The sequence below is a fragment of the Paraburkholderia tropica genome (assembly GCF_914484835.1).
GTDB lineage: Bacteria > Pseudomonadota > Gammaproteobacteria > Burkholderiales > Burkholderiaceae > Paraburkholderia > Paraburkholderia tropica_A.
The window spans coordinates 1-14,944 of the sequence record NZ_CAJZAR010000058.1 but is presented as its reverse complement, the minus strand read 5'-3'; the positions used below and the strand labels follow the sequence as shown (position 1 = coordinate 14,944).

The following is a 14,944-nucleotide window of genomic DNA, read 5'->3' as shown; positions in this document are numbered from 1 at the left end:
TTTGTCATTTCTGGACGCGATCTAGCGTGGATTCACGACGACTTCACTGCGGCTGCGCGGGCGCGGACTTCATCAATTGCTCGCTCAACTGCTGAAACTTGAGGCGCGCCACCGGATCGCCCTGCGCCGCCGCCGCCGCGTAGTAGGCGCGCGCGACGTTGAGGTTCTTCGGCACGCCGTCGCCGCCGCGTTCGTAGAACGAGCCGGTCACGTATTGCGCGGTCATGTCGCCGCCCTCGGCCGCCTTCTTGTACCAGTAGAACGCCTGCTTGTTGTCGCGCGTGGTGCCGCGTCCGTCGAGGAACTGGTTCGCGAGCGCGAGTTCAGCCTGCACGTGGCCCTGCTTCGCGGCCTTCAGGAACCACTGATGCGCCTCCACCGGATTGCGCTCGACGAAGTCGCCGTCGTCGTACATTTTTCCGTACACGTACTGCGCGTGGGACATGTTCGCGTCGGCGGCCTTGCGCAGCCACTTGCGGCCTTCGCTCACATCGGCGGGACCGCCCTCGCCGTTCACGAGCATCATCGCGTAGTTGAATTCGGCGAGCCGGTTGCCGCGCGCCGCCGCGGCCTGGAACTCCTTGCGCGCGGCCGCGAGATTGCCCGCGTTGTAGTCGGCGACGGCGCTGGCCGTCTGCGGATCGTCTTCGGCGCCCGCTGCGGCGGTTGAAATCGCGGGCTTTGCTGCGGATTTTGTGGCGGGCTTCACGTCCTGCTTCGCGTCCGGCTTCGCTTCCACCTTCGCACCGTTATCGGCCGCGAACGCCGCACCGCCGAAGCAAGATGCCGCCAGCATCACCGACGTCGCCAACGCGATCCGCGCCGCACACTCCCATCCCTTCGGACGCCTCATGAGCGCGCCTCCTGCAAGGCCTGGCGCGTGGCGCGCACGAGCCAGATCACGTCGGCGGCCAGCGCGATAAACGAAAAACCCATCTCGCGATACTGCTTCGCCTGCGCCGCGTCCATCGCGAAGATGCCCGCCGCCACGCCCGCAGCACGCGCCGCGGCGACGATGCGCGTCATCGCGGCCACCACGTCCGGGTGCTTCGAGTCGCCGAGATGACCGAGGCTCGCGGCGAGATCGGCGGGCCCGACGAACAGGCAATCGACGCCCGGCACCGCCGCGATCTGCTCGACCTCAGCCAGCGCCGCCGCCGATTCAATCTGCACGAGCGTGGCGATCTGCGCATTCGCGCCGTGCAGATAGTCGCGCCGCATGCCGTAGGCCGCCGCGCGCACCACGCCCGCGACACCGCGCTGACCGTCCGGCGACTGCGCGTCGGGATAACGCGTCGTGCTCACCGCGCGCGCCGCTTCGGCCGCCGAGGCGATATTCGGGAACATCACCGTGCGCGCGCCCGCGTCGAGCACGTGCTTGACGAGCCACGGCTCGTTGGCCGCCACGCGCACCACGGGCTCGGTCGGCAGATGCGCCGCCGCGATCGCGCGCAGTTGCGCGATGGTGTCGCCGCTGTCGTTGGGCGTGTGCTCCATGTCGATCAGCAGCCAGTCGAAGCCGGCGTGCGCGAGCGCTTCGGCGGCCGTTTCGCTGCCCATCGACAGCCATAGCCCGTACAGCGGCTCGGCGTCCTTGAGGCGTTCCTTGAGGGGATTGGTGAAGGTACTCATCGCCGTGCTCCCGGCGAGCGTGCGCGATGCGCGCGTCACGCGCGGGCCTCGTGGCCCGGCGGCGCGGCAGCCGGCAAGTCTCGCTCCGTTGTGTTGTCGGGCCGCGCGAGCTGCGCAGGCCTTGCCGGAGCGATCATACCGCGACAAAAGTAGGCGGGGACGGACGGAAAACCCGTCTTGCGCGGCGCGCGCGGGCGCCGGCGGAGATCAGCGGAAAATCAGTCGCGGACGACTTCGGCCCAGCAGTTGGGCGTTTCGTACAGGCGCACCTTGTGCAGCTGCAGGTTCACGCCGTAATGCGCGTCGTACACGTTGGCGAGGATCTCGAACGCGATGGCCGCGAGATTTTCCACGGTCGGAATGCGGTCGATCACGACGGTCTTATGGCCCGGCAGCGTTTCGAGAAAACCGCGCACCTGCGTGTCGCCTTCGAAGACGAGGAACGCGTGGTCCCACAGATCGACGAGATGCTGGTTCGCGAGCGACTTCACGTCGGCGAAATCCATCACCATGCCGCGGTCGGGCGCGCCTTCCGTCTCGACGGTGTCGCCCTGCAGCGTGATTTCGAGCACGTAGCGATGGCCGTGCAGATTACGGCACTGGCTGCGGTGGTCGGGGATGCGGTGACCCGCGTCGAATTCGAGTTTTCGGGTGATCGTCAGCACGGCGCTTCCGGGGCAAATTCAGGGAATGTTCAGGTACTTGTGCGTCTGCATCGAGAGGCGCCATTGCGGATGACGCTTGCACCAGTCGATGGCGAGCTTCGTGTTCAGGTCGCGCGACGGACCATCCATCGGCTGCACGAGAAAATACTCGAAATCGAGCTTCGCGTAGTCGGCCAGACGCTGGTTGTCCTGCGGCACCACGACCTTGAGCTCGTTGCCTTTGGTGACCACGAGCGGCGCGTCGGCCTTCGGGCTCACGCAGATCCAGTCGATGGTGTCGAGCACCGGCAGCGAGCCGTTGGTTTCGATGGCGATCTCGAAGCCCGCCGCGTGCAGCGCATCGACGAAAGGTTGGTCGATCTGCAACATGGGCTCGCCGCCCGTGCAGACCACGAAGCGGTTGTTCTCGCCTTCGGGCCACAGCGACGCGATCTTCGCGACCAGTTCCTCGGGCGTGCGGAATTTGCCGCCGTTCTCACCGTCGGTGCCGACGAAATCCGTGTCGCAGAAACGGCATTGCGCCGACTCGCGATCTTCCTCGCGGCCCGACCACAGATTGCAGCCGGCGAACCGGCAGAACACGGCCGGACGCCCGGCGTTCGCGCCTTCGCCCTGCAACGTGTAGAAAATTTCCTTTACCGCGTAAGTCATGCTGCTGCCTGATATCGACTCGGGGCTCGTGGGGAGCCGTCATGATGGCGGGCGCTCATCGAGCTTTTCAGCTCGCTCGTCGCGTCGCGAGGCGCGCCGCCCGTGCGCCGCTTCGCTCTTGCCGCGTTCCAAATGCCGCGCAGTCTGTTAGAGCACTGCCTGCGCGGCGCGCGCCCGTCGTCGGATCAGACCGGCGCTTCCGTTACGTTCTCGCCCGCGAGATAAGCCTCGTAGCCGCGCTTGCGCAGCTTGCATGCCGGGCATTCGCCGCAGCCGAAGCCCCATGCGTGCAGCTCGGCGCGCTCGCCGACGTAGCAGGTATGCGTTTCCACGCGCACCAGCTCGACGAGCGCTTCGCCGCCGAGCGTTTCGGCCAGACGCCACGTGTCGGCCTTATCGAGCCACATGAGCGGCGTTTCCAGCACGAAGCGGCTGTCCATGCCCAGATTGAGCGCGACCTGCAGCGCCTTCATGGTGTCGTCGCGGCAGTCGGGATAGCCCGAAAAATCCGTCTCGCACATGCCGCCGACGAGCACCTTGAGCCCGCGTCGATACGCGATCGCGGCGGCGATCTGCATGAACATCAGGTTGCGGCCCGGCACGAAGGTGTTCGGCAGGCCGTTCGCGGCCGTTTCGATCTCGATTTCGCGCGTCATGGCGGTGTCGCTGATCGAGCCGAGCACGGAGAGGTCGATCGTGTGATCGTCGCCGAGGCGCTGGCCCCACTCGGGGAACGTGCTCGCGACCGCGGCGCGAAAGCCCTCACGGCATTCCAGTTCGACGCGATGGCGCTGGCCGTAATCGAAGCCGAGCGTCTCGACGGTATCGTAGCGGTCGAGCGCCCAGGCGAGGCACGTTGCCGAGTCCTGGCCGCCGGAAAACAGCACGAGCGCGCCGTTCCTGGTTTCTGTTCGAGTCACCGTGAAACTCCGTGTGTGAGGTTCCGCGCGGTCGCAAGCTGTCGAAACCCGCCGGGCGGACCGGCTCGATCCGGCGCCGGCCCATGCAGTATAGGGCGCGCCCTCCCGAGGGGTATCGGCGCCACTTTATACCGCTCATTAGCCCTGATTGCGCACGCTGGCGTCGGCCAGAGGCGCAGATCGTGCGTCTCTGCGCGTCTCTGTGTGCATCGTGCAACCGCACAGACCACAATCACGCCGGGCGATTCGCGCCCTCCAATGAAAAAGCCCCAGGAATCGTACGATCTCCTGGGGCTCTGCATTCTGGTGGCCTGGGTCGGAATCGAACCAACGACACGCGGATTTTCAATCCGCTGCTCTACCAACTGAGCTACCGGGCCAACGAAGAAGGGAAATTATAGAGAGCTTTCCAGCCTTGCGCAAGCCCTTTCTCAAAAGATTCTGAAAAAGGGCGGGCACGAAGCCAGCAGCCGGGCCCGTCGCGTTATTCGCCCTTGCTCTTGCCGAGGTCGACGCCCAGCTGCTTGAGCTTGCGATACAGGTGCGTGCGCTCCAGACCGGTTTTCTCGGCCACGCGCGTCATGCTGCCGTTCTCGCGCGCGAGGTGATATTCGAAGTACGCGCGCTCGAACGCGTCGCGCGCGTCGCGCAACGGAATGTCGAACGAGATCGAAGCCGTCTGCGCCATGCTGACGCCCGCCACGCCGTCCGCGCCCAGCACCGGCAGCGCCGCCGCCGAGGCCACCACGGCCGGGCCGCCCGCCACCGGCTTCGCGCCAGGCGCGCCTCCGGCAGGCACCGGCGCGGCGGTGCCGCGCGCGAGACCCTGCTCGACTGCCTTCAGCAGCTTCTGCAGCGCGATCGGCTTTTCGAGGAAGTTGAGCGCGCCGATCTTGGTCGCCTCGACCGCCGTGTCGATGGTCGCGTGTCCCGACATCATGATGACCGGCATCGAGAGCTGGCCTTGCGCGGCCCACTCCTTGAGCAGCGTGACGCCGTCGGTGTCGGGCATCCAGATATCGAGCAGCACCAGGTCAGGCACCTGACGCTGACGGAATTCCCGCGCCTGTTGCGCGTCCTCCGCGAGCTCCACGACGTGTCCCTCGTCGCTGAGGATCTCCGAGAGCAATTCCCGGATGCCCATTTCATCGTCTACCACCAGGATGGTTGCCATTTACGCTGCCCTTGTCTGCACTGTTGCTTTTGATCCCTGCTCAGCTGTAACGCTTGAACGTGCGTTTCCGTTGGCGTCCGGGTCGACGTCATCGGCGAGCTGGAGAAAGAGAATCGATATCTGCGCGCCTTCTATCACATCGCCCGCTTTCATGCGATTGCGAATGTCGATGCGCGCGCCGTGCTCGTCGACGATCTTCTTGACCATCGCAAGCCCGAGTCCTGTTCCTTTGGCCTTGGTCGTCACGTAGGGTTCAAAGGCACGCGTGAGGATGCGTGCCGGAAAACCCGGACCATTGTCCGAGACCGTGAGCCGCACCGCGACGCGCGTGTGGCCCTCTGCATCCGCATCGCCGTATTCTACGGCCCGCGTTTCGAGCGTCACGCGCGGCGGCGCCACATCGGCCACGGCGTCCTGCGCATTCTGCAGGAGGTTGTGGATGACCTGGCGCAATTGTGTCGCGTCGCCGCGTATCACGGGCAACGAAGAGAGCTCGACCTTGATCGCGCTCTTGCCTTCTTCCGCGCCGTAAAGCGTGAGCACTTCGCTCACGAGTTCGTTCAACTGCAGGCTCGCGAGCACCGCCGGCGGCGTGCGCGCATAGTCGCGGAAGTTGTCGACCATCTGCTTCATGGCCGCGACCTGATTGACGATGGTGGTCGCGCCGCGCTTGAGCACTTCGGCGTCCGAGGGCGCGAGCTTGTCCGAGAGCTTCATTTGCAGGCGCTCGGCCGACAGCTGAATCGGCGTGAGCGGATTCTTGATCTCGTGCGCGAGACGCCGCGCGACTTCGCCCCATGCGACCGAGCGCTGCGCGGAGATCACGTCGGAGATATCGTCGAACACCACGACGTAGCCCGAGGTCTGCATGTCGCCCGCGTCGCGGCCCGTGTCGGAGACGAGCCGCGCGCCGCGCACGAGCAGCGTGAGCGGATCGGTCTCGCCCGGCACGGGCACCGAGAACTGCTGCTGCCAGTGGCCGCGATCGACGCCGCCGTTGTCGCCGCCCATGCGCGACGCTTCCTGATCGGCGAAGGCCTTGCGCACCATCGCCGCGAAGTCGCCGAGCGCGGCCACATGATCGATCGGCAAGCCCACCTGCGTCTGGAACGGATGACGGAAGATGCGTTCCGCGCCGGGGTTCGCCGTGGTCAGGCGGAACTGACGGTCGAACACGAACACGCCTGCCGTGAGATTCGCGAGGATGCTTTCGAGATACGCCTTCGAATGTTCGAGCGCGACGCGGTTCTTCTCCACGGCCTGGCGCGCCTCGGAAAGCTGACGCGTCATCGCATTGAACGACTGCGTGAGGAAGCCCAGTTCGTCGCGCGACTTGATTTCGCGCTTCGGCGTGTAGTCGCCCTCGGCCACTTCCTTCGTGCCCTGCGCGAGCAGGAACAGCGGCCGCGCGAGCTGGTTGCCGAGCGCGAGCGCGAGCATCATCGCGACGAAGGTCGCGAGGAACAGCGCGAGCGTGAGCGTGCCGATGTACATCTTGCGCAGGCCCGTGCGGCCGAGCGCCTTTTCCTGGTACTCGCGATAGGCGCGCTGCACGGCGTCGGCGTTGCGCGCGAGCGCGGCGGGCACCGGCTGTTCGAGCTGCAGGAAGCGTTCGGCGGGCTGCAGATCGGTGGTGTTGCCATCGGGGATGCGCGTGACCACGCGCAGCCGCAACGCGCCCTTCGGTCCATGCAGATGCGGATCGCCGTCGACTTCGCCTTCGATCGCCGCGTAGCCGCGCCCGCGCGCCTGATCGATCATCAGCGTGGTGGGCAGATCGGCGGGCATGAGCGAGGAGAAGTTGCTCGACGCCTGCGCAACCACGTGCATGTCCGGCGCCGCGCCCGACATGCTGCGCACCGGCTCGACGATGGTCGCGTCCTGCACGCCGAACTGGTCGCGCGCGCGCAGCAGCGTGAGCGTCGTGCCCGCGGCGTCGCCGCTCGCGATCTGCTCGGCCATCAGACGCGCCTTGGTCTGCAGGTCGGACAGCGAAGCGTCGAGCATGCCGCGCCCGAGATTGAGGCCCGCCGTGAGCGCGGTTTCCACGTTCACGTCGAACCACGATTCGATCGAGCGCGACACGAACTGATACGAGACGATGTAGATGATGCCGCCCGGCACCACGCCCACGAGCGCGAAGAAGAACGCGAGCTTGGCGAGTAATCGCGTGCCGAACTTGCCGCGCCGCAAGCGCACGACGATCACGATGACGAGCGCCGTGACCACCGACATGAAGACGATCGCGACGCCGATATTGGCCGCGTAGAGCCAGCCGTAGTAGCGGTCGAAGAATTCGGTATTGGCGCTCGCGGCGGCGAGCAGCACGAGCAGCAGCGCGGCGGTGAACGCGACCGTCGACACCAGCAGTCGGACGACGAAGCTGCTGACACTGCCTCCGGTGGCGCGGCGCACGTTATTTAGCACGTTCGGTCACCGTGAAGCTGAAGCGCTTCCAGTCGGAAGCAAGGTTCCAGTCGCGGTTGTTGACCGCGTCGATCTGGAAAGGCTTGGGCATGAGCGCGACGTCGAGCTGCATGCGCACCGAGGCCGTGTAGGTCTCGCCCGGATGCACCTGGTTACGCTCGATCACGTGCCACGACGTGACGTGCTTGATGACCGCGAGCGCATCCGCCAGCGTCGAAAAGCCGAGCTGGAGACCGCCGCTCGACACGCGGTATTCGCGCGTGAGCGGCTGAAACGAGAGGCGAATGCTTTGCGACACGCTCACGGGTTGTTCGTCGAACCAGTACCAGCGCGGGCGCGTGAGTTCGAAATCGGTGGTGAAGTAGAGCGGAATGCCCTTGTTGACCGCGTCTTCCAGGCTGCTGTTGAGATCGAAATCGAAGCGGGCGTCGAGGCTCCAGCCGGAACCGTCGGCCTGCAACGAGGCGCGCTGCACCGAGATCGAATCGGCGCGCGCCGGCGCGGCGGCCATGAAGCCAAAGAACAACGCGACCCAGAGCAGGGCCGCGAAGCGCAGCGGGAAGAAGCGTTTGATGGTCACCGTTTCTGGAAGCGCGCGTAGAAGAATCCGTCGTGATCTGCGGGGCGATCGGCCGGCGCGCCGTCGGCCGCAGCGGGCAACAGTTGCCCCGGCGCGTCCAATCGTACCGCATCCGCGTGGCTGCTTTCAAACCAGACCGCCTGCGCCTCGCCTTCCTCGGGGAACAGCGAGCAGGTCACGTAGAGCAGTTCGCCGCCGGGCTTGAGCAAACCCCACAGCGCCTCGACGATGCGGCGCTGCTCCTGCGCGAGCGCGGCGATGTCGCTCGCGCGGCGCAGCCAGCGAATATCGGGATGACGCCGCACGATGCCCGAGGCCGAGCACGGCACGTCGGCGAGAATGCGGTCGAACAACTGGCCGTCGCCTTCATCGTCGAACCACGCTTGCGGCTCTCCCGCGTCGCCGACCACCACGCGCGCGTGGCGCAGCGGATGCGCGGCATCGTCCTGCGCGAAGCCGAGACGCGTGAAGTTTTCGCCGATACGCGACGCGCGCAACGCGTCGCTCTCCAGCGCGATCAGGTCGATGTCGGCGAGTTCGAGCAGATGGCCGCTCTTGCCGCCGGGCGCCGCGCACGCATCGAGCACGCGCATGCCGTCGCGCACGCCGAGGATGTCCGCCGCGATCTGCGCGCCCGCGTCCTGCACGGACACATCGCCCGCGAAAAAGCCCGGAATGCGATCGACGGGCAGCGGCGCGGCCAGCCGCACGGCGTGCGTGCCGATCTGCGTCGCGGCGATGTTTTCGTCGGCGAGGCGCTGCACGTAGTCGGCGGCGCTCGTGCGGCGCGCGTTCACGCGCAGCGTCAGCGGCCCGTGCGTGTTGCCCGTGGCGAGAATCGTTTCCCATTGCGTGGGCCACGCGCGGCGCACCGCGTCGATCCACCATTGCGGATAGTTCCAGCGCGCGACTTCGTCGGCTTGCGCGGCGGCCAGCGCCTGTTCGCGCTCGCGCAGGAAACCGCGCAGCACGGCGTTCACGAGTCCCTTCGCAAAACCGGTTTCGCGGCGCGCGCCGACCGCGCGCACGGCCTGATCGACGACCGTGAACGGCGTGTAGGCGGCGTGCGCCTCGTCGTCGACGAGCAGGGCGAACGCGCAGGCCAGCAGGTTCGTCACAGGGGCCGGCGGCGCCTTGCTCACGCGCTGCTTGATCAGCCAGTCGACCGTGCCGAGGCGGCGCATCGTCCGGTATGCGATGTCCTGCACCGCGCCGCGCGCGACCGAGGCCAGCTCGTGCGGCAACGAGGCGAACACGCTCGACAGCGCGGCGGGCAACGCCGCGCCGGCCCGCACCGCGCCGACGGCTTGCGCGGCCTGATCGAGCGCGAAGCCGAGCGAGTCGGGGGCCAGATGCACGGGCGGCAGCGCCGCTGGCGCGCCGGACTGCCGGGCGGGCGAAGCGGAATGCGTGGAACGGCCTGCGCGAGTCTGGCCGGCTTTGCCGGACGGGCGGCGGGAATGGCTGGATGTCATGGGAAAACCGGATGCGAGCCGCATGGTGCGGCGTACGAGCATAAGCAAATCACAAGCGAGCCATTGTAGCGTGGCGTGGGCGCAACGCTGATCATGCGGCACAGGGGACGCGGGGAGGACGGGTAAAGCGCGGCGGTCGGGCACTAGAGAACCGCCGATTTCGCCTGAGATTCCGCTGCAAAATGGCAAGCGCCCCCGCCACGACCCGTGAAGGCCGCCATGAAACTATTCGGGAAAAAATTCGATCTCGTGTTCCTGGTCGGCGTTGTGGTGTTCGCGGTGCTCGGGCAAGGCCCCCAAAAGCTGCTCGCGCCATTCTGGGACTACAGCAGCTATAGCGCCGCGCTCACGCGTTTCAACCAGGGCGGCGACCCGTACGGCGTGCCCGCCTCCGAGTTTCCGCTGGTCTATCCGCCGATCTTCCTGAATCTGCTTGCGAAGGTGCCGTTTCTCACCGTCTATCTGCTGTTCACCCTCGCGACGCTCGCGTACGTGGTCTATAGCGTGCGCAAGTCGGACTTCGTCTGGCCCGCCACCGTGGGCTTTCTCGCGGGCGGCGCCGGCGTGGGTGCGCTGCTCACGGCCAATTTCGCGATCTTTTCGCACCTGCTGATCGTCGCGCTGCTGTACTCGGCGTCGCGCAGCGAGCGCCGCGCAGTGCTCGGCTATGCCGTGGCCGCGCTGGTCATCGTGCTGTTCGCGTCGATCAAGATTTACTTCGCGGCTTACGCGCTCGTGTTCCTGTTTCTGCCGAACGGCATCCGCTACGTCTTCGCCATCCCGATTTGCGTCGCGTGCGTGGACGCCGCGCAAATGCTGCTGGAGCCGCAGTTGTGGGCCGCGTTCGAAACCCGCCTGCGCTGGCAAGTGATCACGCAGCACGACTCCGGCCTCGTGCTCTCAGGCATCCTGCAGCAACGCGTCGAGAGCCTCTCGGCGATCGAGGACGTGCTGATCCACGAAGCCATCGTCGTCGCGCTATTCCTCTATGGGATCAATCCGCTGCGCGAGCCGCGCACGCTGGCGTTCAACGACGTATCGGGGAAGCTGTTCTACGTGATCGCCTTCGCGATCATCCTGAATCCGCGTTTGAAGGAATACGACATCGGCGCGCTGTTCGCGTGCTGCTATATCTCGCTGTTCCAGAGCACGCGGCCCGCGGATCGCGCGCAACGCGTGATCGCCTACGTCGTGCCGATTGCGTTCGCGGCGGCGTGGTTCATGTCGCGGCTCACGCATGTCTTCCTCTTCCTCGACCTGACGTGGATCCTGAGCGTCTACGGTCTCTTTCTCGCCATCTCGATACGTCAGCGCGCCTTGCGCAAGGTCGGCCACAGGAGCCCGCCGCCGCACATCGGGATCTCGCAGGCATAAAAAAACGCCTCAAAAAGAGGCGTTTTTCGTGATTGCGCGCGAACGCGCCCGGCTTAGCGCTGGCCCGACGCCATCTCCATCAGACGGCGGATGCGTTCTTCCGTGGCCGGGTGCGTGCTGAACAGATTCTGGATGCCGCCGCCCGAAAGCGGATTCATGATCATCATCTGCGCGGTGGCCGGATGCTGCTCGGCCGCGGCGAACGGAATGCCCTGCGCGTAGCGATGGATCTTGTCGAGCGCCGACGCCAGCGCCTGCGGATCGCCAGAAATTTCCGCGCCGCCGCGGTCGGCCTCGAATTCGCGCGCGCGCGAAATGGCCATCTGGATCAGCGCGCCCGCGATCGGCGCCAGCAAAGCGACGGCGATGCCCGCGATGGGGTTGGTCGGACGGCCGTTCTCGTCGCGGCCGCCGAAGATCATCGCGAAATTGGCGAGCGCCGAAATCGCGCCGGCCATGGTGGCCGAGATCGTCGAAATGAGAATGTCGCGGTGCTTCACGTGCGCGAGTTCGTGAGCCATCACCCCGCGCATCTCGCGCTCGGACAACACGCGCAGAATGCCCGTGGTGGCCGCCACCGCAGCGTGCTCGGGATTGCGGCCCGTGGCGAATGCGTTGGGCGCGTCTTCGTTGATGAGGTAGACGCGCGGCATCGGCAGATTCGCGCGCGTGGCCAGATCGCGGACCATGCGGTAGAACTGCGGCGCCGTGGTCTCGTCGACTTCCTGCGCGTTGTACATGCGCAGAACCATCTTGTCCGAGAACCAGTACGAGAAGAAGTTCATGCCGAGCGCGATCACGAGCGCGAACATCATGCCGCTGCGCCCGCCGATCAAACCGCCAATCGCGATGAACAGGGCCGTAATCGCGGCCATCAACATCGCGGTCTTGACCCAGTTGAACATGTGCTGTGCTCCTTCACCCAGTGGGGATCAAATCGTTGGACGCCCGCCGCTCGACTTTCCCTGAGGGACAGGTCGCGGCAGCGAGCGCATTGTAAGCGATCTGTTAGATATGGGCGGGTGCGAAAAATTCAATCTCCGCGCGCGGGCAAACCGGCGCGCGAGCGAGCGCCCCGAAGCCGGTGCGTGCGCTCAGCGCGTGGTGGTGGCCAGCTTCACGCCAAGCCCGACGAACGCCGAGCCAACCGTGCGGTCGAGCCACTTTTTGATACCCGGCTTGCCGGAGACGCGCTGCGTGACGCTGCCCGCGATCCAGGCGACGAAGCTGTTCCAGACCCAGCTCATCAGCACGAACACCGCGCCGAGCGTGAGGAACGCGAGCACCTTGTACGGGCTCGTCACGCTCACGAACTGCGGGAAGAACGAGACGAAGAACAGCACGACCTTCGGGTTCAGCACGTTGGTCCAGAAGCCCGAGAGGAACAGCTGGCGCAGCGGACGCGGCGCGGCCGAACGCGGCTCGTCGGCTTGAGCCGCGGCGGCCTTGGCTTCGCTCTTTGCAAAGATCAGGCGCACGCCGAGGTAGACCAGATAGCAGGCCCCCACCAGCTTGATGACCGTGAACGCGGTGGCCGACGCCGCCAGCAGCGCCGTGAGACCGAACGCGCAGGCGAGCGCGTGTACGCAGCAGCCCGCCGAGATGCCGAGGGCCGACACCAGGCCAGCGCTGCGGCCCTGCGCGACGCTGCGGCCGACGATGTACGCGGTGTCCGGGCCGGGCGTGACGTTCAGGAGAAAAACCGCGACCACGAAGAAGCCGAAATGGGTGATGCCGAACATGACTGTCTCTGCCAAAACGATGAAGAAATAGCGCACGAACGCAGCCGCGCGGGACTCGCACGGGGACGCGAAGCGACCACCGATTCTAACGCGCGCCGCGTGGCGCGCGTCACCTGGCCGAACGGATGACTGGCGCGCGAACGCGCCCGAATTTACGCTGCGGAGGTGTCGGGCAACGCGAAGCGCTGGCCCGCCGTAAGCGGCATGCCGGCCAGGAATTCGCGCGCGGGCAGGCGCTTGCCGCCCGGCTTTTGCAACTGCGTGAGGCGCAGCGCGCCTTCGCCGCACGCCACCACCACGCCCGCGGGCGAGACGTCGAGAATCTGGCCCGGCGCGGCGCCTTCGGGCAGCGTCGCGCCGTCGGCCGGCTCGGCGGCCCACAGCTTGAGCTGCGCGCCGTCGAGCGTGGCCGCGCCGCCCGGAAACGGGTCGAACGCGCGAATCTGGCGCGCGAGCGCCACGGCGGGGCGGCGGAAATCGAGCGCGGCTTCGTGCTTGCCGATTTTTTCGGCGTAAGTCACGCCATCGGTCGGCTGCGGCGTCAGCGGCAACTGGCCGGTGCGTTCGAGCTGCGTGAGCCAGTCCACCACCAGTTGCGCGCCCAGATTCGCGAGGCGGTCGTGCAGCGTCGCCGTGGTGTCGGTGGGCGTGATCGGCGTGCGCACTTCCGAGATCATCGCGCCGGTGTCGAGGCCCGCGTCCATCTGCATCAGCGTGATGCCGGTCTCGGCGTCGCCGGCCTCGATCGCGCGATGGATCGGCGCGGCGCCGCGCCAGCGCGGCAGGATCGAGGCGTGAATGTTGATGCAGCCGTCCGTCGGAATGTCGAGCACTTCCTGCGGCAGGATCAGGCCGTAGGCGGCCACCACCATGACGTCGTGCGGCGTCGCGCGCAGCAGGTCGATCGCCTCGGCGGCTTCCTGCAGGTACTTGCCCGCGCGGCGCAGCGAAGTGGGCTGCGCGACGGCGATGCCATGCTCCTGCGCGTAACGCTTGACCGGGCTCGCCTGAAGTTTCATGCCGCGTCCGGCGGGCCGGTCGGGCTGGGTCAGCACGAGCGGCACGGGAAAGCCCGCCTCGTGAATGGCGGCGAGCGCCGAGGCGGCGAATTCCGGCGTACCGGCGAAGATCACGCGAAGAGAGTGGCTCATGGGCACAAGCGAATACGGGGTGAAACAGTGAAGCGCACGACGGGCGTGCGCGGCGCTTACATCGCGCGTTCGAGCTTCTTCATCTTGCTCTTGATGCGCGTCTGCTTGAGCGACGAGAGATATTCGACGAACACCTTGCCCATCAGGTGATCCATCTCGTGCTGGATGCACACGGCGAGCAGGCCGTCGCAGTCGACCTCGTAGCTCTCGCCCTTCTCGTTGAGGGCGCGCACGCGCACTTTCTCGGCGCGCTCGACTTCGTCGTAGATGCCCGGCACCGAGAGGCAGCCCTCTTCGTGCACTTCGCGCTCGTTGCTCGCCCAGATGATTTCCGGGTTGATGAACACCTGCAGCTGGTCGTGCGTATCGGACACATCGATCACCACGACGCGCTCGTGCACGTCCACCTGGGTCGCGGCGAGGCCGACGCCCGGCGCCGCGTACATCGTCTCGGCCATGTCGCCGACGAGCTTGCGGATGCGGTCGTTGACCACTTCGACCGGCTTGGCGACCTTGTGCAGGCGCTTGTCCGGGTAATGAAGAATATTCAGTAGAGCCATGATTTCACGGTTTCTCGTTGGGCGGCAGGCCGCGCCGATGTTGCGGATCGCGCGCGGATTGGCCGTTCGGCCAGCTTGCGGGCCCAGTACAGGATACGGAGGATATACGGACAAAGCGGCCGGATTCAATGCGCGGGCCGCCTCGGGCAACCAGCGCCGCGCCGCTCGCGCACTCGCACAGGCCAACGCGGCCGCGCAAGGGCGATGCCTCGCTGCGGCGCGTCGCGGCAGCGTCTCAGAGATCGCCTCAATGAGCGCCGCCTACAAATTTCGGATGGTGAAAATTTTAACACGACGGGCTGCGCTTCGCCCGCCCACGGGAGAATCGCCGATGCTCGACACCTTGCCGCCCGTTACGCGGCCGGATACGTCGCCACTTACGTCGCTCGATGCGTCGCCCGATGCGTCGCCCGATGCGTCACCGCTGGCGCCGTTGCCGCTCGCGGCCGACGAATTGCATGCCTGGCTGCGCCTCACCACTGCGCGCGGCCTGAAGCCCGCCGCGCTGCGCGCGTTGCTCGGCGCGTTCGGCCTGCCGCAGCAGGTGCTCGCGCAACCATTCAACGCGCTCGCGGCGGTGGCGGGCAGCGCGG

The 14,944-nt window shown here is 66.6% G+C and carries 14 protein-coding genes, 1 tRNA gene and 1 pseudogene; 2 read left to right on the top strand and 14 right to left on the bottom strand.

Annotated elements, in window-relative coordinates; genetic code table 11:
- Positions 1-43: 43 nt before the first annotated feature.
- From LDO54_RS19750 to rsmB, 10 genes are all read right to left on the bottom strand, one after another.
- Positions 44-853 carry a tetratricopeptide repeat protein gene (locus LDO54_RS19750; RefSeq protein WP_224012366.1) on the bottom strand — a complete coding sequence of 270 codons (810 nt, stop codon included), beginning with the start codon at positions 851-853 and terminating at the stop codon, positions 44-46.
- On the bottom strand, positions 850-1,632 hold the full coding sequence (locus tag LDO54_RS19745; protein WP_224012365.1) for an HpcH/HpaI aldolase family protein: 783 nt from the start codon (positions 1,630-1,632) through the stop codon (positions 850-852). The genes LDO54_RS19750 and LDO54_RS19745 overlap by 4 nt, the downstream gene beginning before the upstream one ends.
- 218 nt (positions 1,633-1,850) lie before the next feature.
- Complete coding sequence (gene queD, locus LDO54_RS19740) at positions 1,851-2,294, bottom strand: 6-carboxytetrahydropterin synthase QueD (protein ID WP_110325590.1); 444 nt, start codon at positions 2,292-2,294, stop codon at positions 1,851-1,853.
- 21 nt (positions 2,295-2,315) lie between these two features.
- Positions 2,316-2,948, bottom strand: coding sequence for a 7-carboxy-7-deazaguanine synthase (queE, locus tag LDO54_RS19735; RefSeq protein WP_224012364.1), 633 nt, complete (start codon positions 2,946-2,948; stop codon positions 2,316-2,318).
- Between the two features lie 185 nt (positions 2,949-3,133).
- Positions 3,134-3,868: a 7-cyano-7-deazaguanine synthase QueC gene (queC, locus tag LDO54_RS19730; RefSeq protein WP_224012363.1), complete on the bottom strand. Its 735-nt coding sequence runs from the start codon at positions 3,866-3,868 to the stop codon at positions 3,134-3,136.
- 304 nt (positions 3,869-4,172) lie between these two features.
- Positions 4,173-4,248, bottom strand: a tRNA-Phe gene (locus tag LDO54_RS19725).
- A 104-nt stretch (positions 4,249-4,352) separates the two neighbouring features.
- Positions 4,353-5,042 (bottom strand): response regulator transcription factor EsaR, encoded by a 690-nt coding sequence (gene esaR, locus LDO54_RS19720; RefSeq protein WP_224012362.1) that lies wholly within the window; start codon positions 5,040-5,042, stop codon positions 4,353-4,355.
- On the bottom strand, positions 5,043-7,469 hold the full coding sequence (locus LDO54_RS19715; RefSeq protein WP_224012361.1) for a sensor histidine kinase: 2,427 nt from the start codon (positions 7,467-7,469) through the stop codon (positions 5,043-5,045).
- Positions 7,459-8,049 carry a DUF4390 domain-containing protein gene (locus tag LDO54_RS19710; protein ID WP_065061831.1) on the bottom strand — a complete coding sequence of 197 codons (591 nt, stop codon included), beginning with the start codon at positions 8,047-8,049 and terminating at the stop codon, positions 7,459-7,461. Before LDO54_RS19710 ends, LDO54_RS19715 begins: the two co-directional genes overlap by 11 nt.
- A complete protein-coding gene (rsmB, locus tag LDO54_RS19705) occupies positions 8,046-9,524 on the bottom strand; it encodes a 16S rRNA (cytosine(967)-C(5))-methyltransferase RsmB (protein ID WP_224012360.1) in 1,479 nt (492 codons plus the stop codon). The genes LDO54_RS19710 and rsmB overlap by 4 nt, the downstream gene beginning before the upstream one ends.
- 219 nt (positions 9,525-9,743) lie before the next feature.
- On the opposite strand from rsmB, the gene LDO54_RS19700 reads away from it, so the two are divergent.
- Positions 9,744-10,898, top strand: coding sequence for a hypothetical protein (locus LDO54_RS19700; RefSeq protein ID WP_224012359.1), 1,155 nt, complete (start codon positions 9,744-9,746; stop codon positions 10,896-10,898).
- A 53-nt stretch (positions 10,899-10,951) separates the two neighbouring features.
- Here the strand turns inward: LDO54_RS19700 and htpX are convergent, their stop codons facing one another.
- From htpX to def, 4 genes are all read right to left on the bottom strand, one after another.
- Positions 10,952-11,803, bottom strand: a complete 852-nt coding sequence (htpX, locus tag LDO54_RS19695) for a zinc metalloprotease HtpX (protein WP_224012358.1) — start codon at positions 11,801-11,803, stop codon at positions 10,952-10,954.
- A 189-nt stretch (positions 11,804-11,992) separates the two neighbouring features.
- The gene (locus LDO54_RS19690; protein WP_224012357.1) at positions 11,993-12,640 is read right to left on the bottom strand and encodes a LysE family translocator; all 648 of its coding nucleotides are present in this window, start codon (positions 12,638-12,640) and stop codon (positions 11,993-11,995) included.
- A 152-nt stretch (positions 12,641-12,792) separates the two neighbouring features.
- A complete protein-coding gene (gene fmt, locus LDO54_RS19685; RefSeq protein ID WP_224012356.1) occupies positions 12,793-13,791 on the bottom strand; it encodes a methionyl-tRNA formyltransferase in 999 nt (332 codons plus the stop codon).
- Positions 13,792-13,847: 56 nt separating this feature from the next.
- Complete coding sequence (gene def, locus LDO54_RS19680; protein WP_224012355.1) at positions 13,848-14,351, bottom strand: peptide deformylase; 504 nt, start codon at positions 14,349-14,351, stop codon at positions 13,848-13,850.
- Between the two features lie 331 nt (positions 14,352-14,682).
- Here def and LDO54_RS19675 point away from each other — a divergent pair.
- Positions 14,683-14,944, top strand: a pseudogene (locus tag LDO54_RS19675) (hypothetical protein); the annotation flags it as partial.

Bases quoted from the DNA above. Each gene is read 5' to 3' on its own strand.
- fmt (WP_224012356.1), bottom strand. From the start codon at position 13,791: ATGAGCCACTCTCTTCGCGTGATCTTCGCCGGTACGCCGGAATTCGCC.
- esaR (WP_224012362.1), bottom strand. From the start codon at position 5,042: ATGGCAACCATCCTGGTGGTAGACGATGAAATGGGCATCCGGGAATTG.
- rsmB (WP_224012360.1), bottom strand. From the start codon at position 9,524: ATGACATCCAGCCATTCCCGCCGCCCGTCCGGCAAAGCCGGCCAGACT.
- htpX (WP_224012358.1), bottom strand. From the start codon at position 11,803: ATGTTCAACTGGGTCAAGACCGCGATGTTGATGGCCGCGATTACGGCC.
- queE (WP_224012364.1), bottom strand. From the start codon at position 2,948: ATGACTTACGCGGTAAAGGAAATTTTCTACACGTTGCAGGGCGAAGGC.
- def (WP_224012355.1), bottom strand. From the start codon at position 14,351: ATGGCTCTACTGAATATTCTTCATTACCCGGACAAGCGCCTGCACAAG.
- LDO54_RS19750 (WP_224012366.1), bottom strand. From the start codon at position 853: ATGAGGCGTCCGAAGGGATGGGAGTGTGCGGCGCGGATCGCGTTGGCG.
- LDO54_RS19745 (WP_224012365.1), bottom strand. From the start codon at position 1,632: ATGAGTACCTTCACCAATCCCCTCAAGGAACGCCTCAAGGACGCCGAG.
- LDO54_RS19700 (WP_224012359.1), top strand. From the start codon at position 9,744: ATGAAACTATTCGGGAAAAAATTCGATCTCGTGTTCCTGGTCGGCGTT.
- LDO54_RS19690 (WP_224012357.1), bottom strand. From the start codon at position 12,640: ATGTTCGGCATCACCCATTTCGGCTTCTTCGTGGTCGCGGTTTTTCTC.